The 19,775-nt window shown below is 65.1% G+C and carries 17 protein-coding genes and 1 riboswitch; of the genes, 12 read left to right on the forward strand and 5 right to left on the reverse strand.

Annotated elements, in window-relative coordinates:
* Positions 1-266 precede the first annotated feature (266 nt).
* The 4 genes from ACQKPE_RS07725 to ACQKPE_RS07740 all read left to right on the forward strand — a co-directional run bounded on the left by ACQKPE_RS07725 (position 267) and on the right by ACQKPE_RS07740 (position 3,253).
* Positions 267-917: a DedA family protein gene (locus tag ACQKPE_RS07725; protein ID WP_427664647.1), complete on the forward strand. Its 651-nt coding sequence runs from the start codon at positions 267-269 to the stop codon at positions 915-917.
* Positions 918-924: 7 nt separating this feature from the next.
* Positions 925-1,740 carry a zinc-dependent peptidase gene (locus ACQKPE_RS07730; protein WP_427664649.1) on the forward strand — a complete coding sequence of 272 codons (816 nt, stop codon included), beginning with the start codon at positions 925-927 and terminating at the stop codon, positions 1,738-1,740.
* A 94-nt stretch (positions 1,741-1,834) separates the two neighbouring features.
* Positions 1,835-2,362: an inorganic diphosphatase gene (gene ppa / locus ACQKPE_RS07735; RefSeq protein ID WP_427664651.1), complete on the forward strand. Its 528-nt coding sequence runs from the start codon at positions 1,835-1,837 to the stop codon at positions 2,360-2,362.
* 198 nt (positions 2,363-2,560) lie between these two features.
* Positions 2,561-3,253: a LexA family transcriptional regulator gene (locus tag ACQKPE_RS07740; protein ID WP_427664653.1), complete on the forward strand. Its 693-nt coding sequence runs from the start codon at positions 2,561-2,563 to the stop codon at positions 3,251-3,253.
* 266 nt (positions 3,254-3,519) lie between these two features.
* Here the strand turns inward: ACQKPE_RS07740 and ACQKPE_RS07745 are convergent, their stop codons facing one another.
* From ACQKPE_RS07745 to ACQKPE_RS07765, 5 genes are all read right to left on the reverse strand, one after another.
* Positions 3,520-4,317 (reverse strand): TonB family protein, encoded by a 798-nt coding sequence (locus tag ACQKPE_RS07745; RefSeq protein ID WP_427664655.1) that lies wholly within the window; start codon positions 4,315-4,317, stop codon positions 3,520-3,522.
* Between the two features lies 1 nt (position 4,318).
* Positions 4,319-4,762 carry a protein TolR gene (gene tolR / locus ACQKPE_RS07750; protein WP_427664656.1) on the reverse strand — a complete coding sequence of 148 codons (444 nt, stop codon included), beginning with the start codon at positions 4,760-4,762 and terminating at the stop codon, positions 4,319-4,321.
* 12 nt (positions 4,763-4,774) lie between these two features.
* Positions 4,775-5,491 carry a protein TolQ gene (gene tolQ / locus ACQKPE_RS07755; RefSeq protein ID WP_427664658.1) on the reverse strand — a complete coding sequence of 239 codons (717 nt, stop codon included), beginning with the start codon at positions 5,489-5,491 and terminating at the stop codon, positions 4,775-4,777.
* A gap of 88 nt (positions 5,492-5,579) precedes the next feature.
* Positions 5,580-7,493, reverse strand: coding sequence for a phytase (locus ACQKPE_RS07760; protein ID WP_427664660.1), 1,914 nt, complete (start codon positions 7,491-7,493; stop codon positions 5,580-5,582).
* Positions 7,494-7,561: 68 nt separating this feature from the next.
* Complete coding sequence (locus ACQKPE_RS07765; RefSeq protein ID WP_427664661.1) at positions 7,562-10,036, reverse strand: TonB-dependent receptor; 2,475 nt, start codon at positions 10,034-10,036, stop codon at positions 7,562-7,564.
* A 437-nt stretch (positions 10,037-10,473) separates the two neighbouring features.
* Between ACQKPE_RS07765 and ACQKPE_RS07770 the strand changes: the two genes are divergently transcribed.
* From ACQKPE_RS07770 to dxs, 8 genes are all read left to right on the forward strand, one after another.
* Entirely contained in the window at positions 10,474-11,874 is a 1,401-nt protein-coding gene (locus ACQKPE_RS07770; protein WP_427664663.1) for a metallophosphoesterase, read from the forward strand.
* 71 nt (positions 11,875-11,945) lie between these two features.
* Positions 11,946-12,860, forward strand: coding sequence for a GGDEF domain-containing protein (locus tag ACQKPE_RS07775; RefSeq protein ID WP_427664665.1), 915 nt, complete (start codon positions 11,946-11,948; stop codon positions 12,858-12,860).
* A gap of 5 nt (positions 12,861-12,865) precedes the next feature.
* Positions 12,866-13,894: an AraC family transcriptional regulator ligand-binding domain-containing protein gene (locus tag ACQKPE_RS07780; RefSeq protein ID WP_427664750.1), complete on the forward strand. Its 1,029-nt coding sequence runs from the start codon at positions 12,866-12,868 to the stop codon at positions 13,892-13,894.
* A 123-nt stretch (positions 13,895-14,017) separates the two neighbouring features.
* Positions 14,018-15,556: a hypothetical protein gene (locus ACQKPE_RS07785; RefSeq protein ID WP_427664667.1), complete on the forward strand. Its 1,539-nt coding sequence runs from the start codon at positions 14,018-14,020 to the stop codon at positions 15,554-15,556.
* Positions 15,557-15,644: 88 nt separating this feature from the next.
* Positions 15,645-15,786: riboswitch (FMN riboswitch) on the forward strand.
* Between the two features lie 79 nt (positions 15,787-15,865).
* On the forward strand, positions 15,866-16,507 hold the full coding sequence (gene ribB / locus ACQKPE_RS07790; RefSeq protein WP_427664669.1) for a 3,4-dihydroxy-2-butanone-4-phosphate synthase: 642 nt from the start codon (positions 15,866-15,868) through the stop codon (positions 16,505-16,507).
* Positions 16,508-16,601: 94 nt separating this feature from the next.
* Positions 16,602-16,844 carry an exodeoxyribonuclease VII small subunit gene (locus ACQKPE_RS07795; RefSeq protein ID WP_427664670.1) on the forward strand — a complete coding sequence of 81 codons (243 nt, stop codon included), beginning with the start codon at positions 16,602-16,604 and terminating at the stop codon, positions 16,842-16,844.
* On the forward strand, positions 16,841-17,728 hold the full coding sequence (ispA, locus tag ACQKPE_RS07800) for a (2E,6E)-farnesyl diphosphate synthase (RefSeq protein WP_427664672.1): 888 nt from the start codon (positions 16,841-16,843) through the stop codon (positions 17,726-17,728). Before ACQKPE_RS07795 ends, ispA begins: the two co-directional genes overlap by 4 nt.
* A gap of 111 nt (positions 17,729-17,839) precedes the next feature.
* Entirely contained in the window at positions 17,840-19,735 is a 1,896-nt protein-coding gene (dxs, locus tag ACQKPE_RS07805; protein WP_427664673.1) for a 1-deoxy-D-xylulose-5-phosphate synthase, read from the forward strand.
* Positions 19,736-19,775: the final 40 nt, after the last annotated feature.

The following is a 19,775-nucleotide window of genomic DNA, read 5'->3' on the forward strand; positions in this document are numbered from 1 at the left end:
CTTGTTGCAACCCCTCGGCACCCTCGCGTCCCCCCCCCTCGGGAATGCACTGCCAACCTGGGTAGCGCGCCTGCCAGGGCTGCCACTGCGTTCGAAATCCGTAACCCCCCGCTACAAACTCCCCGGGCATCTTCACGACTTCGCCGTATAATGCCCCTCCGTCACGTGTGAAAAGTTACCTCTTCCCTGGTGAACCTGCCCACGCCCACGACGCCGTCCGTCATCGCGCGCCCGTAAGAAGCGGGTCATGAACACAGGTGCTGTACATGGAATTCAACCCGTTGGACCTCATCCTGCATCTCGATGCCTATCTCGACCTGCTGGTCACCAACTACGGCCCCTGGATCTACGCCATCCTGTTCGCGGTGATCTTCTGTGAGACCGGCCTGGTCGTGATGCCGTTCCTGCCGGGCGATTCACTGCTGTTCATCGCCGGCGCCGTGGCCGCAGGCGGCGGCATGGACCCGGTGCTGCTGGCGGGCCTGCTGATGATCGCCGCGATCATGGGCGACAGCACCAACTACGTGATTGGCCGAACGGCCGGGGAACGCCTGTTCCAGAACCCCAATTCGAAGATCTTCCGCCGCGACTACCTGCAACGCACCAACGACTTCTACGCACGCCACGGCGGCAAGACCGTGACCCTGGCGCGCTTCCTGCCGATCCTGCGCACTTTCGCGCCGTTCGTCGCCGGTATCGCCCGCATGCACTACCCGCGCTTCCTCACCTTCAGCGTGATCGGCACGCTGCTGTGGGTTGGCGGCCTGGTGACCCTGGGCTTCTTCTTCGGCAATGTACCGTTCATCAAGCAGAACCTGTCGCTGATGGTGGTGTTCATCATCATCCTGTCGCTGGTGCCGATGATCCTCGGCCTGCTGCGCGGCCGCCTGGGCCGCCGCGCCGTCAAGGCCCACTGACCGCACCATGTGGTCGTTGCGCGCCTGGCGGCGCAAGCGCACCCTGGCGCGCTACCCGGTCAGCACCCAGCTGTGGCAGGCGATTCGCCAGCGCCTGCCATTGCTCGACGGCATCACCGACGAGGAAGACCGCTGGCTGCGCGAGGCCAGCGTGCTGTTCCTGGCCGACAAGCACCTCACCACCCTGCCCGGCGTCGAGCTGGACGACGAGCAGCGGCTGTTCCTCGCCGCCCAGGCGCAACTGCCGCTGCTGCACTTGGGCGAGCTGAACTGGTACCAGGGTTTTCACGAGCTGATCCTTTACCCCGACGACTTCAAGAGCCCGCAGCGCCACCGCGATGCCAGCGGCGTGGAGCACGCCTGGGACGCCGAGCACAGCGGCGAGGCCTGGCAGCAGGGCCCGGTCATCATGGCTTGGCCCGGGGTGCTGGCCGGTGGCGGCTGGGAAGCCTACAACCTGGTGATCCACGAGCTGGCGCACAAGCTCGACATGCTCAACGGCGATGCCAATGGCCTGCCACCGCTGCACCAGGGCATGTCGGTGGGCGACTGGGCCCAGGCCATGCAGCAGGCCTTCGACGACCTCAACCGCCAGCTGGATGCCGACCCCGACGCCGAGACCGCCATCGACCCCTACGCGGCCGAGAACCCGGCGGAATTCTTCGCCGTCACCTGCGAATATTTCTTCAGCGCGCCCGACCTGCTGCACCAGGCCTACCCCCAGGTCTACCAGCAGCTTGCGCTGTTCTACCGCCAGGACCCGCTGGCCCGCCTGACCCGGCTACAGGCCGAACACCCCGACTACCGCGAAAGCCACGCCTGACGCGTCCGCACATCCTGTCAGCCGTGGCATGGCCCGTCGGAATGTGCCTATAATCGCCGCCACTTTTTCGGCCATCTACCGGGGGCAACACCCAATGAGCTACAGCAAGATTCTGCCTAAAGAAGACCCCAACGATATCTACGTCGCCATCGAGATCCCGGCCAACCACGCGCCGATCAAATACGAGATCGACAAGGACAGCGATGCGCTGTTCGTCGACCGTTTCATGGCCACCCCGATGTTCTACCCGGCCAACTATGGCTTCATCCCCAACACCCTGGGTGACGACGGTGACCCGCTGGACGTGCTGGTCGTGACCCCTTACCCAGTGGCGCCAGGCTCGGTGATCCGTGCCCGTCCGGTCGGCGTGCTGAACATGACCGACGACGGCGGTGGCGATGCCAAGGTCCTGGCCGTTCCACACGACAAGCTGACCCAGCTGTACGTCGACGTGAAGGAATACACCGACCTGCCGGCCCTGCTGATCCAGCAGATCCAGCACTTCTTCGAGAACTACAAAGACCTCGAGAAGGGCAAGTGGGTCAAGATCGAAGGCTGGGAAGGCGCCGACGCCGCCCGCGCCGAAATCGCCAAATCGATCGAAGCTGGCAAGAAAGCCTGATTTATCGACTCGATAAAAACCCTGCTCCGGCAGGGTTTTTTTATGCCCAGCGCTTGGATTAGGGCAATAGCCTTCCAGCTGAAGAAAAATTTCCTACACAGACCTTCGCCAACATCCCGCAAACCGGACTTTCTCCTACAACCCGCCTCAACTACAGGTTCATTCCCCTACACCCAAAGCGCCTTTAGACTCGCCCGTATGAACACATCCGGCGACCGACTGAAGGCCCTCCTGTTGGAGTGCAACCTGACCCCTTCCGACTTCGCAGCCCAGCGCAGCGTCACCCCTCAGCACGTGAACAACTGGTTCAAGCGCGGCGTTCCCCTGGCACGCCTCGACGAGATCGCCGACCTGTTCTGCGTGCACCGTCACTGGCTGCGTAGCGGCGAAGGCGCCAAGCACCCCAGCCCGATCCTGCGCCCCTGCATGCCCAAGCCACCGCCACCGCCGCTGCAACACGGCTATGACGGCCCACAGGTGAGCATCGCCATGCATGGTCTGCAGGACGGCACCCTTGCCGAGCAGGCACAAGGCCAGCTGCGCCTGCCCGTCCAGGCCTTGGAGGCCTTGGGCGTTCTGCCGGAAGACGCGCTGTGCCTGCACATGCCCGGCGCGAACATGGCGCCATTGATCCCTATGGATGCCACCTTGGCCATCGACCGCAGCCTGACCCGGGTGATCGACGGGCAGATCTACGCCTTGCTGCACGATGGCCAGCTCCGTGTACACAGCCTGAGCCTGGGCCAGAACGGCACCTTGTGCCTGCACAGCCACGACCGGCGCAACTACGCGGCAGAGCGCTACACCACCGCCCAACGCCAAGCCCAGGGTTTGCAGATTCTCGGCTGGGTGTTCTGGTGGTCCTGGTTCAGCCGCCAGCGGCCAGGTTGAAACAAGCAGTGCCAATTTCAGCTGGGCAACCCTGACTTGCGCGCGTATGCTACGCGGCACATTTTGCCCAGCCCCGGCTAACCGCCGTGCGCCAGGGCAACTGGCGGTGCCTCACACGGTCACTTGCCTTCTTTTCCAGGCCTTCATGGCCAACCTGTTAAGGCGATTGCGGCTTACCAAAAATTAGCCAAGACCGTCCCCGAAAGCCGGCCACAAGCTGGCTTTTTTATTTCCGGTGTTTTTATTTTCCGTGTTTCGCCCGTTGCTTACTGGATCTTGTAGCTGAACGTGTTCTTAACGTTCGCCACGGCCACCGCCTGGCCGTTGACCACCCTGGGCTGGTAACGGAACGTCTTCGCCGCCGCCAGCGAAGGCTTGACGAACATCGGGTGGCAGTCGCCCACCACCTTGGGGTCTTCCACCCGACCGACGGCATTGACGGTATAGGCCACGGTGCATTCGCCCTCGATCTTGCGTTCCAGGGCGCGCGCTGGGTAATCCGGCGCCTGCTTGGCGATCGGCAGGTATTGTCGACTGTCGGCCTGCGCTTGAGCAGCAGCGGCTTGGGCATTCCTTGCGGCCAGGCGATCAACCTCGGCCTGGCGGGCCTGGGCCAGTTGCTGCTCTTTCAGCGCCTGGCGCTCCTGCTCCTCACGCGCCAGACGCTCCTGTCGCAACGTTTCCTCACGACGCAGCTGACGCTCGCGCTCGACCTGCCTGGCCTTTTCCTTGCGTTCTTGCTCCACGCGCTTGAAGGCGAGCTCGGCCTGTTCGACCGGCGGCGCCTCGACCACTGGCTCAGGCACGGGAGCTGGTGCTGGTGCTGCTGGTGGCTCGGCAGCCACCGGCGCCGGAGGTTGCACCACCGGTGCTGGCAAGGTCACCAACTGGGTAGTGATGACCGCGGAAACCGGCGTCGGCATCGGCGCCTGGTGCGACAGGTTGAGCAGTACGTAGGCCAGGCCGGCATGCAGGGCCAATGCCACACCAAAGGCGAATCCATGTTCACGCCAGGCCGGCCAAGCGAGACTGGCCGCGGACATTTCCAAAGGCAGGTGGCTCATGTCAGGGCGCCTCGGTGATCAGGCCCAGCCGGCTGACACCGCCGCGCTGCAACTCGGCGATGCCGGCCACCACCGCCGCGTAGTCGGCGTGCTGGTCGGCGCGCACGTACACCTGGGTGTCCGGGCTGGCGGCGACCAGGGCGGCGATCTTCTCGCGCATCTCGTCCTTGTTCACCGCGCTGTCGGTCTGCGCCACGATGTCCAGCTCGCTGCCCAGGTTCCAGTAGAAGCTGCCGTCCTGTTTCACCGAGAGCGTGACGATACGCTGCTCACCGGGCGTTGGCAGCGCCTCGGCGGCCACCTTGGGCAGCTCGATCTGCACCCCCTGCACCAGCATTGGCGCTGTGACCATGAAGATCACCAGCAGCACCAGCATCACGTCGATGTAAGGCACCACGTTCATTTCGGCTTTCAGGCCGTGCTTTCGATTCGGTCGAACCAGCATCGCTCACGCCTCCTAGGCCGCCGCCGCCATGCTTGGCGCCGCGCCGTTCAAGCAGCGCTGCAAGCGCCCTTGCAACTCGTTGCCGAAGCTGTAGTAGCGGGCGATCAGGGTCTGGCTGCGCGCCGAGAAGCGGTTGTAGGCCATTACTGCCGGAATCGCCGCGAACAGGCCAATGGCCGTGGCGATCAGCGCTTCGGCGATGCCTGGCGCCACTGTCGAAAGCGTGGCCTGTTGCACCTGGGACAGCCCAAGGAATGAATTCATGATCCCCCACACGGTGCCGAACAGGCCGATATACGGGCTCACCGAACCCACGGTGGCGAGAAACGGCAGGCCCTTTTCCAGGCGCTCTTCCTGTTCGGCAATGGCCACCGCCAGGCTACGCTCGACGCCCTCGAGCACCGCTTCCGGGCTATTGCTGGCATGGGGTTGCAGTTGGCCGAAGCTCTGGTAGCCGGCCTGGAAGATACGTTGCAGGGCGGCATCGGCGGCAAGCGCCTGCTGCTGCCCCTCGCGGTACAGGCCGCCGACCTCTTCGGTGCGAAAACGCTTGAGGAAAGCCCTGGCCGATTGCTCGCTGCGCCTTAGTATGGCGCCGCGTTGGACGATCAGGTACCAGCTCAGCAGCGAGGCCAGCACCAGGCAGAGCATCACGGCCTGCACCACGATGCTCGCCTCGGTAATCAGGCTCCAGACAGTCATGTGTTCAAGGTGAGCTTGGTTTTGCATCACGGATTCCTTCAATTGCTCGAGCCCCATGGCTCACATTGGAAGACCACGACGTTGCGCACTGATGACAGTGGCAACGCCGCTCGCCTCACTCCAGGCCCAACGCAGCGGCGACCGCCGCCCAGGGCACGTACTTGTAGTTCTGGTTGCCTTCGGGCATGCGCTTGCGGCCGTCCTGCACCACCAGCAGGCCGTCGCGCCAAGGGCCGCCAAGGTTGGCAGAGGTGACTTCCAGGCCATCGGTTTCCGACGCGCCATCGATACCCAGCGTGGCATTCAGGCCGATACGGAAACTGCCACGCAGCCTGTAGGGGGCCTGCGCCTCGACCACGACATAGCTGTCGTTGCCTTGGCTGGAGACCACCAGGTAGTCACGCTGCTTGCCCTGGTAGAGGGCCAGGCCTTCGATGTCGTCCTTCACCGGGCCGCCAACGGCGATGACCTGCTCGAAGGTCGTTGGCGCATCGGCGCGAGCATCCAGCGCCCATACCGCGACGTCTTCCTCACCAATGAACAGGCGCTCGTTGCGGTCATCGGCCACGCAACCCTCGGGCTGCGTCTGGGTCTTGAAGGTGCGCACCAGCTGGCCACTGGCCTTGCCGCCGGAGCTGCCCAGGCGGTATTGCAGGAAGGTGCCGTCCTTGTCGTTGGCGATTGCGTGGATGGCGCCCTGGCGATCCTTGAACAGGCACAGGCCGTAGATGTCCTTGAGCGGCGTGGCGACCTGGCCGATATCGGCGAGCACGCCGCTGGTCGGGTCGATGGCAAACAGGTGCAGGCTGTTGCGATCGCGGTTGCTGGCCACGGCCAGGTCGACCTGGCGATCACCCAGTTGGAAACCGGGGCGCACATCGACGTTGTTCAGGCGGCCAGCGCGCAGGTCCTGCAACTGCTTGCCAGCCAGGTCATAGACCAGCAGGCCGCCCTGCTTGTCGGTACCCAGCACACGGCTACGCTCGGGATGGGCGGAGTTGATCCAGATCGCCGGGTCGTCCGCAGCATCGCCCAGGCTCGGCACCCCGGCAGTCTGTACCAGCGGCGCGAGCACCGGGCTGGTCGCAAGAGGCGCCACCGGGGTAGGTTGCCAATTCAGAGAAGCGCTACGCGCGCCGTCGTCGTCGACCAGCAACAGGTCGAGCCCCTTTGCCGTGGCGCGGGCACTGACTTGCTCCGGCTCGTTGAGCCCCGCCAGGCTCACCACGCCGGCACGCTGCCATTGCTGCGCGCTGCGCTGGAACAGGTGCAAGTTGCCCGCTTCAGCATCGACCAGCAGCAGCGCATTGGGCAATACGGCCATCCCAGCGGCCGCCTTGTTCAGTTCACCAAAGGGCGCTACCAGCTCCACCGGCTCGCGCAGCAATGGCGCCTCGGCACCGGCCTCGTAGCGCCAGAAGCCGACGTTCTCCTCGTTGATGTAGAGACTGGCAGAGCTGTCGTCGACCTGGCAGAAGCTGCTTTCTGGCGGCAAGCTCAGGGCCCGAACCAGGCTCGGCTGAGTCAGCGGGCGACCTTGCTCGGCCACCAGCCATTGCTCACCAATGCCCTCTTCCCCCACCAGGAAGAGGAAGTCGTTGCGTGCCTCGTCGCGGTACAGGCACAGCCCCTCGATGGCGAAGCGAGTCTTGGGCAGATAGCGCGGCGCACTCCACTGCCGCTCGGCATCGATCCGCGCCACTACCGCCTGTTGACGCTTGCGATCGAGGGTTGCGACCAGCAAACCGCTGTCATCGGCGCGGTGGTCGAGGGTTTCGAAACGGCCTTGCCATTCGCTGACGACCTGGCCTTCGCGACCGATCACCTGCACGCCGCTACGCGCGACCTGCAAACGTTGGGCACCTTCGAGAAACTGCAATGGCGCCAGCCATTGGGTATTTTCGCTGGCGATCAGCTTGTCGCTGAGCGTCAGCGTCGGCTTGGCCGCAGTGGGCTCCTGCCCGTCGTTGCTCTGGCAGGCGGCCAGGGCAACGCACAGTCCCAACAGGGACAGGTGGAAGATACGCATGAATTGAAAGCTTCCTGAATCGATGGCTCGGTGGCTTCGGCGCGCAGGCAATGGGCCTGCGGTCTACGTCAGAAATGGGTAAGCGTCAGGCCGATCTTGTAGGTCGGGCCGTACTCCTCGTACTGGGAGTTGAAACTGCGGCGTCCGGTGTAGACGTAGTAGGACTCGTCGGTGATGTTCTGCGCCTCGAAGGTCAGCTGCAGTTCGGGGGTGATGAAGTAGCCCGCCTTGATGTCGACGAACAACTGGTCGTCCACGTACAAGTCGTAACGCTTGTCCGCCACCGAACTGATCTCGTACAGGTAGCTGGACTTGTAGTTGGCGGCCACGCGCAGGTTGAAGCGGTCGTTTTCCCAGCCGACCATGAAGTTGCCGACGGTATCGGACTGGTTCGGCAAGTCGATGGAGCGTTTGGCGCCCTGCCCCTCGATGCTTGCATCGGACTTGCTCAGGGTCAGGTTCGCACCCACCAGCAGGCCGTTCCACGGCGCTGGCAGCCAGTCGAACTGCTGCGAGTAGGCCAGCTCGATGCCATACAGCTTGGCGCCACTGCCGTTCTCGAAGCTCAACGCTTCGTCGAAGTCGGCCCAGGCACCGCTACCGGCCAGGTCGGTGTTGTAGATGAAGTTGTCGATGTCCTTGTAGAACAGGAAGCCCGACACCACGCCGGCACGGCCCATGTAATGCTCGATGCCAAGGTCGAAGTTGCTGGACTCCAGCGGCTTGAGGTCCGGGTTGCCAAAGCTGGCATCGCCACCGTCGATGGCGAAGCCCGGCGCCAGCTGCCCGAAGGTCGGGCGCACCACAGTGTTGGTCCAGGCCGCGCGCACGGCAGTGGACGGCGAAATCTGGTAGCGCGCATGCAGCCCCGGCAACCAGTGGTCATAGCGGTTGCGGCTCTGGGTGTCCTCGTATACGCCATCGCGCAGGCCCGTGCCCTTGGCCTCGAACTCGGTGCCTTCGTAGCGAAGGCCGGCGATGAAGCGCCAGTCATCGACGTCGAGGGTGTTCATCAGGTAGGCGGCGTTGATGTCTTCGCGCATGTCGAAGTCGTTGATGCGCGAATTCTCCTCGTCATAGAACTGGTTGCGATCCAGCCCACCGATCAGGTCCTTGATGGCCCCGGCGCCAATGCCATTGCCGATATTGCCCAGGCCGTAGTCGACATGGCCGCTCTGCAAGCCGTCCAGGTTGACGCCGCTGAAATCGTCGTAGACCCACACTTCGGTATCGCTGGTCTTGTCGCGACGGCTGACCTTGCCGCCGAACTTCACCTGGGCGGCATGGCCGGACAGCTCATAGTCGCGGGCAAGGTCCAGGCGGATGTTCTTTTCCTTGTCCTTGCCACTGACCTTTTCCCACTCCACTTCGTCCAGCTCGAAAGAGCGCGGGTCATAGAATGCGTCGCCCACGCTCAGGTACGGCTTGCGCGTGCCGTCGAAGCCGACATCGGTGAAGTCGCCGACGAACTTCGCGCCGGCGATGCCGCCCGGGTCCTTTTCGGTGGCCTGGCTGTAGCCGGCCTGGCCGCTGATGGTCCACTGCTCGATCATGCGTTCGCCACCGAGCACGTAGGACTGGATTTCCTGGGTGTCCTGGCGCGACTTCAGGTCGCGCCAGCCTTCTGCATCGCCCCGCTCGCCGGAAGCCTGGGCATCGGCGAACTCGACGCCGGCCGCGTTACGCGTCTCGGTATCCTTGAATTTGCTGTAGAGGGTGCGCAGGTAGTAATTGGAATAGTCGTCCGGCTGGTAGTCGAAGTTCAGGCCGAAACCGGTGCGCTCGCGGGTGATCTCGTAGTCGCGCTGCTCGACTTCCTCCAAGCGTGCGCCATCGTCGAAGTCCCAGGCGCCGCCGGTCTCGACGTTCTCCGAACCGAACTTGCGCTTCTGCCAACTGAAGGCAGCCGCTACACCGAAGTTGTCGGTGCCATCACCGAGGCTGAAGCGGTCGCTGATGGCACCCGAGAACTTGGGGCTGTCCTTGCTGACATTGGTGTCGTGGCTGGCTTCGCCGGACAGGGTGTAGAACAGGCCATCGTGGTCGAACGCCGAGAGGCTCTCTACTTCGATGGTGCCGCCCAGGGAGTTGGCGTCCATGTCCGGGGTCAGGCTCTTGACCACCGACAGCGACTGCACCAGCTCCGCCGGCAGCACATCCAGCGCCACCGCGCGACGGTCGCCTTCCGGCGCTGGCACCAGGGTGCCGTTGATGGTCACGCTGTTCAGGTCTGGCGCGATACCGCGCACGCTGACGAAGCGCCCTTCGCCCTGGTCGCGCTCCACCGACAAGCCGGGAATGCGCTGCAAGGCCTCGGCGGCGTTGTCGTCCGGCAACTGGCCGACGCCGTCGGCGTGCACCACGCTCTTGATGGTGTCGGCGTTCTTCTGCTCACGCAGCGCCTTGTCGATGCTGGCGGCCTGGCCGATGACCTCGACGCGCTCGATCGCCTCCTCTGCCCAGCTGGGCGAGGCGCTGATGGAGATGGCCAGCAGGCTGACGCGAAACCCGGCATTGCGGATATGACGAAATGGCTTTGCCACTTTGAACCCCTCATTTCGATGGCCCTGGCACACCAGGCAATGGCAGCGAAAGCTAGAAATCCTTTGTGGCACTTGCGTGACAGGCTCCGCCGTCGGGGCCTGGAAAGCCCATTTTTACGGGCGTTTTCCGACGATTTGAGCTGAATTGACCTGTTCAACCGGCTGCAAGCGCGTGCCGTCGCCTGCGCAAGAAGGCCGCGTTGGCTGTGGCGAAAACACCTGGCCAGCCCACTTCCCATCGGGCTGCCAAGGCGCTGCACATGGCCGCCGACATCGCCGACGCCTGGCTCGTCGATGCTTAAGACAAGCTGAAAAATCGCCTTTTCCAGCAGCGGTCACCTGAGCCGAATCGACCCCCCGTCAAGTAACCAAACCGTCATGGGCCTTTGTTTCCTTGGCCCTCCAACGCACCTCAGGCTTACCCAAGGAAACCGCACATGCATCGCCCCCTGCTGCTGGCCACGCTGCTAGCCACCGCCCTGGCCAGCCCACTGGCCTGCGCCGAACAGCCGGCCCCTCACTCCCCCGGCCAGCCCTACGCCGCCGGCAACCTGGCCGACCGCATCGTGCTGACACCGGGCGCCGACGCCGCCACGCAGATGGCCATCAGCTTTCGTACCGACCTGCTGCAAGACACCGGCCTGCTGGAGTTCGGCCCCGCCCTGGCTGGGCCGCAAGTGACCGCCAAGGCGCAGCAGCTCACCGGCCACACCCGACGCCTGGATGCCGAGAACGGCCCCTCCAACTACCACCAAGTGCGCCTGGAGCAACTGACGCCCGACACCGCCTATGTCTACCGGGTCAAGGGCAGCGCCGGCTGGAGCGAATGGCACCAGTTCCGCACCGCACGGCAGAGCTTCGCGCCCTTCACCTTCCTCTACCTGGGCGACACCCAGAACGACATCCTCAACGTGGCCTCGCGCACCATTCGCCAGGCGCTGCGTAGCGTCAGCCGACCGGCGCTGATCGTGCACGCTGGCGACCTGGTCGCCAGCCGCGACGAACTGGCCCATGACGATGAATGGGGCGAGTGGAACCAGGCGGGCGGCTGGGCCTACTCGGCCATTCCACAGGTGGTGGCCGCCGGCAACCATGAGTACATCGACACCCTGCTGGCCGATGGCAGCGAAAGCCGCACCCTGGGCGAGCATTTCCCCGCCCAGTTCGCCCTGCCACGCAACGGCGCCAAGGGCGTGCCCGACACCAGCTACATCAGCGACTTCCAGGGCGTGCGCTTCGTGGTGCTGGACGGCACCTCGGCGCTCGACCTCGGCACCCTCGAAAACCAGACCCGCTGGCTGGAAAACGCGCTGAAGACCAGCCGTTCGACCTGGAACATCGTGGTCATGCACCAGCCCATCTACACCTGCGCGCGGCCCGAGGACACCCTGGCGCTGAAGGCCGCCTGGCAACCGCTGCTGGAGCGCTACAAAGTCGACTTGGTGCTGCAAGGCCATGACCACTGCTACAGCCGCCTGACCCACGCCGCCGGGCGTGACGCCACGCGCCGGGCGCAGCAGGCCAAGCAGCCGATCGGCCCGGTGTACATGGTGTCGGTGACCGGCTCGAAGATGTACGGCCTCAACTCCCGGGCGCGCACCCAGCCCGACCGCAGCGCAGAGGACACCCAGCTGTTCCAGACCATCGCGGTGGAGAAGAACCGCCTAAGCGTGCGCACCTACACCGCTGACGACCGCCTGTACGACGCCTTCGACATCCAGCGCGACGCCAAGGGCAACAAATACCTGCACGAGCCGAACCTGCCCAAGCAGGCCGAACGCTTCTGCAGCGCGGTACAAGGCCCGGATGGCCTGCCCTGCAGCGCCCGGGACAAGTGACGGTCATCGTTCTGAGACATTGCCCCGGCAAGCTTGCCAGCGCGCGCAGGCTCCCCTGCGAGGAGAACCCCATGAAGTCGTTGCTCAAACTGCACGGCATGACGCTGGCCGGCCTGCTGCTGGCCGCCAACGCCGGGCTGTTGATCTACCTGGCTGCCGGCAACATCAAACGCTGGGACGAGATCAACTGGATGGACGTGGTCGGCGAGGGCGGCACCTGCCTGATCCTCTGCGGCTGGCTGGTGATGCTGCTGCGTGGCCGCCCGGCCGGGCGCGTCACCCGCCTGCTGTCGCTGGGCCTTTGCTTTACCGCCTTCTCGATGTGGATGGATGTCCTCGATGAGTTCATCCGCTTGCCCGCCGAGGCAATCTGGGACAACTGGCTGGAAACCGCCCCCATGCCGGTGGGCATGCTGCTGCTGACCTTGGGCATGTACCACCTGCAACAGGAACAACGGGCCATCAGTGAGCAGATGCGCAAGCGCGAGCAACTGCTGCGCGACCACCGCCTGTTCGACAAGCTAACCCCGCTGTCTGGCGCGCAATACCTGCGCCAGCACCTGCAGCAGGCCCTGGTGCAGGCCCAGGCCGAGCAGCAGCCGCTGTCGCTGGTGGCCTTGGACCTGGACGAATTCAGCCTGATCAACCAACGCTACGGCCAGGAAGAGGGCGACCAGGTGTTGCAGGCCGTCGCCCAACTGCTGCTGCTCAACCTGCGCCAACAGGACATGCTCTGCCGCCTGGCCGGCGACCGTTTCGTCGCCGTGCTGCCCAATACCGGCGAGCAACAGGCACAAAGCATGGCCGGCGAGTTGCGCCAGAGCATTGCCACCCTGGCCCATCGCAGCCAGCGCCACGGCGAGCGCCTGCACCTGCGCGCCACCGCCGTGGCCGTGATGGCCCTGGACGATGACGAAGCGCAGTTGCTCAAGCGCCTCAACCAGGCGCTGGCCGCTGCCAAACCGCGCCTGGCGCGTAGTGCGTGACCGCCATGGGCTATGAATGCGACCACCGCTTCATCCCCGCTCACCACTTGCCCGCCGAGCTGATCGACCTGGCGCGCTCGCGGGGCATCGACACCCATCATCAACTGCGCGGCTGCGAACTGTTCTACGACGACATCGTCACCGGCCAGGCGCGCATCAGCCCCAACCAGTTCCTTCGCCTGATCGGCAACGCCCAGCGGCTGATGGATGCACCGGACACCAGTTTCCTGTTCGGCCAACGCCTGTGGCCGGGGCACTACGGCGCCGCCAGCCACCTGCTGGAAAAAGCCGACCACCTGCTGCAGGCCCTGGAGGATCTCGCCACTTACCGCGCCCTGTTATCGCCGTTGCTCACGCCCGTGCTGCACCTGGACGACCGCTACCTGCACCTGTATTGGCGCGACAGTTGCGGCGGCGCCGAACGCTTGCAGTTCCTGCTCGAAGCCAGCATGACCGCCGTGGTCGCCCTGGCTCGCCGCCAGCAGAACGAGCGCCTGCCGTGGCGCTTCCAGTTCGCCTACGCCGAACCTGAGTACGTCGAGCAATACTGGGTGCACCTGGGCGACGTGCTGAGCTTCGATCAGCCCTCTACGGTCATGAGCCTGCCCCGTGAATATGTGCTGCGCCCCTGGGCGAGCGGTGGCACGACCGGCGCACGGGTGGCCCGCCAGGCCTGCAACGAACAGCTGCAGGCCTGGGGTTGGCAGGGCAGCCTGCTCGATGAGCTGCAAGCGCATCTCAGCGCGCATATCCGTCAGCCGCTGAGCCTGGAGCGCGTCGCCAACGCCTTCGGCACCAGCCCTGCCACGCTCAAGCGCAAGCTGAGCAAGCACGGCACCAATTTCCAGGAACAGCTCGATCTGGCACGCCGCGAACTGGCGCTGTACCTCTATCAGGTCAAGGGCTACAACAACGATGAAGTGGCGCAGCAGCTAGGCTTCAACGACACCACCAATTTCCGTCGCTCGTTCAAGCGCTGGACGGGGCGCGTGCCCAGCGACCTGGCTGCCTTCGCGTTCCACACAAAGGCCTGACCGGCTGGAGCCCGTTGTTCAGGGCCGCACCCGAACCACCCGCACGAGGCTTGCCGGAACCTCCCACCTCCGCTAGGGTGCGCAGCAATTTGCCATCACCCTATCGAAGGATGTTGTAGCGACATGGACCGTACCCTCGACACGCCTGCTGCCCAGCCGCGTGCGTCTTACTTCATGCGGCACTGGCGCGGCGAGCTTTCGCTGGCCCGCGCGTTCTGGGTCAACTGCATATTGCTGAGCCTGCTATGGCTACCGACGCTCGGAACAGAGGCATTGGTGCTCGCCTACCTGCCCAGTGCAACCACGCTGCTGGCAGTCAGTGCCGTACTGCTGGTTGGCATGGTGGTGATGACGACCTGGCAGTGTGTGGGTGTCTGGCGCTCGGCGCGACGCTATCGAGCGCCGGGGCGTATGCCATGGGGGCACATCGTGTGTGGGCTGACGCTGCTCAATGCCTCCTACAGCCTTTATCTGCTGATCGAAGAGGATGGCTATACGCTGCTCAAGTCCGTTTGGCAGGTATGGCATGCACCCCAGCAGATTCCCTCGCACCGCATCGCCCTGCTGGCGCCGAATGAACTCGGTATCGCCGGCGGTTTGTCGTTGGGCAGCGCTGACGCGGTGCAAAAGCTGTTGGACGCGCACCCTGCGGTGACCCAGGTACAACTCGACAGTGACGGTGGCCTGCTGCTCGAAGCACAGCGCATCGCCAAGTTGATCCAGCAAAAAGGGCTGGCCACCTACACCGACGGCGAATGCCTGAGTGCCTGCACGCTGCTATTCCAGGCAGGCAAGGCGCGCTGGCTAGGCCCCGATGGACGCCTGGGCTACCACTCGGGCGCGCTGTATGGCACCGGCGCCCAGCCGCAGGTGCTCATGGAGTACTACCGCGAGACGATGCAGGGCAATGGCCTGAGTAACGACTTCATCACACGGGTGCTCGATACCCCGCCTGCGTCGATGTGGTTCCCGGACATCGACACCTTGCGCCGCGAGCGCATCATCACCGGCCTTGCCGACCCGGCCGACTTCACCGACCGCCGCCTGGCGGCGCTGCGCGAGCCTGAACAGTTCGACGCCTACCTGCGCGGTTTCCTGGCCTATCGCGTGATGGAGCAAAAGACCCCCGAGGCATTCGCAGCGTTGAAACGCGAGATTTCCGAGGCGCTGGGCCAGGCCAAGCGCTTCAGCGACTTCAATACCCGCAACATGCGACGCCAGGACAACCTGGTCACCCGCGCCATGCGCCAAGCCCCGGGAGCGGTGGCCATGGACTTCTGGCGAAGCGAACTCGGCTACCTCGATGCACTGGAGCAGGTTGGCGGGGATGCCTGCTGGGCCTACATCACTGGCCAGGACACACGCGAGCGCGTGCCAGCGCCGGTCGCGGCCGACCGGCGAGCGGCCCAGGCACACGTGCTCGAAGCCAGCCTGCCGCTACGCGCGGATGACCCGCCTGCGCCCCGCACCCTGCGCGCCGACCTTGATGGGCTGTTCAAGCAAGTCGAGCAGCGGCTGCCGCACGCTTATGAGCATCTGCGCCAGCGTGATCGCCAGACCTTGTGCGCGGTACGCCAGGCCCTGTACCGCGAGGCACTCGCCATGGCCGACCAGGAGCGGGCGGCGGCAGCGCTGCTGTGGTTGAACGGCTACCGTCGCTGAGCCACCTGCCGGGCAAACAACTGGGCAATACCGCCGAAGGTCGTAGACCGTCCGCTTGCCTGGGAGGTGGCCTGCTGGGGTATGCTTGCCCGGTCTTCAGGGCGGGGTGAAAGTCCCCACCGGCGGTAAATCGAAAGATGAGCCCGCGAGCGCCCCAACCTTGTTGGGGGTCAGCAGACCTGGTGAGATTCCAGGGCCGACGGTCATAGTCCGGATGAAAGAAGGCGTAATGCAGGGGCCATCGGGCGCCCCTGCGCGCGCATTTTGTTCGCCCCGAGACGTTCATCGATCATTCACGAGGAGCGTTTCATGTCCACCACGCCATTCCCCAATGTCGCCGCTGCCATCGCCGCCTTCCAGGCCGGGCGTCCGGTACTGCTGCTCGACGACGACGACCGCGAGGACGAAGCCGATATCGTCGCCGCCGCCGAAAACCTCTCACTGCACACCATGGCCATGATGATCCGCGACTGTAGCGGCATCGTCTGCCTGTGCCTGGACGAAGACACCGTCGACGCCTTGCAACTGGCGCCGATGGTGCAGCACAACCAGGCCCGCCATGGCACCGGCTTCACCGTCAGCATCGAGGCGGCCGAAGGGGTCAGCACCGGTGTTTCGGCCCAGGACCGCATCACCACCATCCAGGCCGCGCTGCGCTCCACGGCGCAACAGCGGCATATCGTAAGCCCCGGCCACGTGTTCCCGCTGCGTGCACGCAACGGCGGCGTGCTGGCCCGCCGCGGACATACCGAAGGCTCGGTGGACCTGGCGCGCCTGGCTGGGCTGCGGCCGGCGGCGGTGCTGTGCGAGCTGATGAACCCCGACGGCAGCATGGCCCGTGGCGAGCAGGTGGCAGTGTACGCACGGCAATACAACCTGCCAATACTGACCATCGAGGAACTGGCACGCTACCGCGCCACCTTGCAGGTGCGCGAAGCGGCCACCGCCTGATGCACCGAGGGGTCGCAGCGCGGCCCCTTTATTTGCTCCCCCCGCCCTGCTCTGCTAGTGTCGCGCCGTTAAAAACGCCACCGAGACAGTCGCCATGGCCCGCAAGAAAACCTCCATCGATTTCGAACAATCCCTCGCCGACCTGCAAGCACTGGTCGAACGCCTGGAGAACGGCGAATTGTCGCTGGAAGACTCGCTGGCCGCGTTCGAGCAGGGCATCGCCCTGACCCGCGAATGCCAGGGCGCCCTGGCCCAGGCCGAGCAGAAGGTGCAGATTCTGCTGGAGCGTGACGGCGAACAGGCTGCCCAGCCGTTCGACGCGGAGCCACAGGCATGATCGCCAGCTACCAGGCAACCTGCCAGGCCCGTGTCGATGCCGCGCTCGAACCGCTGTTCAAAGCCCCGTCCGAAGAACTCGCGCGGCTCTACGCCGCCATGCGCTACAGCGTGATGAACGGCGGCAAGCGCGTGCGCCCGCTGCTCGCCTACGCGGCCTGCGAAGCCTTGGGCGCAGCACCGGAGCAGGCCAACGGCGCCGCCTGCGCAGTGGAGTTGATCCACGCCTATTCGCTGGTGCACGACGACCTGCCGGCCATGGACGACGACGACCTGCGCCGCGGCCTGCCAACCACCCACAAGGCCTTCGACGAAGCCTGCGCGATCCTGGCCGGCGACGGCCTGCAAAGCCTGGCCTTCAGCGCCTTGCTCGACGCGGGCCTGAGCCCATTGCCCGACACCATCCGCCTGGCCATGGTGCAGGCCCTGGCCAAGGCCGCCGGCCCCGCCGGCATGGTCGGTGGCCAGGCCATCGACCTGGGCTCGGTGGGCGTGAAGCTCGACCAGAAGGCCCTGGAGTACATGCACCGGCACAAGACCGGCGCACTGATCGAGGCCAGCGTGCAGCTTGGCGCCCTGGCCAGTGGCCGCGCCGAACCCGCGCAGCTGGACGCACTGGCCACCTATGCCCGGGCCATCGGCCTGGCCTTCCAGGTGCAGGACGACATCCTCGACGTGGAAAGCGATACCGCCACCCTGGGCAAGCGCCAAGGCGCCGACATCGCCCGTGACAAACCGACCTACCCGGCGTTGCTCGGCCTGGACGCTGCCAAGGCCTATGCCATCGAGCTGCGCGACCAGGCGCTGGGCGCACTGCAGGCCTTTGGCGACAACGCCGAGCCCCTGCGGGCGCTGGCGCGCTACATCGTCGAACGCCGCCACTAAAATCGACCAAGGCCGTTACGCCCACTGGGGTAAACCACTCCCGTCTGAATGGGCAGCTTTTCCTACAATGGGGTAAACTGCCGCGTCTTCAAACCTATAACGACTCGCCTGATGCCCACGACGTTTCAAGAGATCCCCCGCGAACGCCCGGTCACGCCGCTGCTGGACCGCGCCGACACGCCCGCTGGCCTGCGCCGGCTGGCTGAAGCCGACCTGGAAGCCCTGGCCGACGAATTGCGCCAGGAGCTGCTCTATACCGTCGGCCAGACAGGCGGGCATTTCGGTGCAGGCCTGGGCGTCATCGAGCTGACCATCGCCCTGCACTACGTCTTCGACACACCGGACGACCGTCTGGTGTGGGACGTCGGCCACCAGGCCTACCCGCACAAGATCCTCACCGGCCGGCGCCAGCGCATGCTCAGCCTGCGCCAGAAGGACGGCATCGCCGCCTTCCCACGACGCAGCGAAAGCGAGTACGACACCTTTGGCGTCGGTCATTCCAGTACCTCGATCAGCGCTGCGCTGGGCATGGCCATCGCCGCCCGCCTGCAGAACGAGGCGCGCAAGTCGATCGCGGTGATCGGTGACGGCGCGCTCACCGCCGGCATGGCTTTCGAGGCGTTGAACCACGCCCAGGAAGTCGCCGCCGACATGCTGGTGATCCTCAACGACAACGACATGTCGATTTCGCGCAACGTCGGCGGGTTGTCCAACTACCTGGCCAAGATCCTCTCCAGCCGCACCTACGCCAGCATGCGCGAGGGCAGCAAGAAGGTACTGTCGCGCCTGCCCGGTGCCTGGGAAATCGCCCGTCGCACCGAGGAATACGCCAAGGGCATGCTGGTGCCCGGCACGCTGTTCGAGGAGCTGGGCTGGAACTACATCGGCCCGATCGACGGCCACGACCTGCCCACCCTGATCGCCACCTTGCGCAACATGCGTGACCTCAAGGGCCCGCAATTCCTGCACGTGGTGACCAAGAAGGGCAAGGGCTTCGCCCCGGCCGAGGTCGACCCGATCGGCTACCACGCCATCACCAAGCTCGAACCCGCCGACAAACCCGCCGCGCCGAAGAAAGCCAGCGGGCCGAAGTACTCCGCGGTGTTCGGCCAATGGCTGTGCGACATGGCCGCCGCCGACAAGCGCCTGGTGGGCATCACCCCGGCGATGAAGGAAGGCTCGGACCTGGTGGACTTCAGCGAGCGCTACCCTGAGCGCTACTTCGATGTGGCCATCGCCGAGCAACACGCGGTCACCTTCGCCGCCGGCATGGCCTGCGAAGGCACCAAGCCGGTGGTGGCGATCTACTCGACCTTCCTGCAGCGTGCCTACGACCAACTGATTCACGACGTGGCCGTACAGGACCTCGACGTGCTGTTCGCCATCGACCGCGCCGGCCTGGTCGGCGAGGACGGCCCGACCCACGCGGGCAGCTTCGATCTCTCGTACCTGCGCTGCATCCCCGGCATGCTGGTGATGACCCCGAGCGACGAAAACGAACTGCGCAAGATGCTCAGCACCGGCCACCTGTACAAAGGCCCTGCTGCGGTGCGCTACCCCCGTGGCACCGGCCCCAATGCGCCGATCGACAGCAGCCTGGAGCCGCTGGAAATCGGCAAGGGCGTGGTTCGCCGCCAGGGCAGCAAGGTCGCCTTGCTGGTGTTCGGCGTGCAACTGGCCGAAGCACTGAAAGTCGCCGAGACGCTCGATGCCACCGTGGTCGACATGCGCTTCGTCAAGCCGCTGGATGAAGCCCTGGTGCTGGAACTGGCTGCCAACCATGAATTGCTGGTGACGCTCGAAGAGAACGCCATCATGGGTGGCGCCGGTGCCGCAGTGAGCGAGTACCTGGCGCGCGAGGCGGTGGTCATGCCGCTGCTGCACCTGGGGCTGCCGGATATCTACGTGGAACACGCCAAGCCTGCGCAGATGCTCGCCGAATGCGGGCTGGACGCTGCCGGTATCGAAAGCTCGGTGAAGGCCAGGATGGCCAAGCTGGGCCTGTAAACAACCCGGGCCGCCAAGCGGCCCATCGCGGGGCAAACTC

This window comes from Pseudomonas sp. NPDC089554, from assembly GCF_050280645.1.
Taxonomy (GTDB): domain Bacteria; phylum Pseudomonadota; class Gammaproteobacteria; order Pseudomonadales; family Pseudomonadaceae; genus Aquipseudomonas.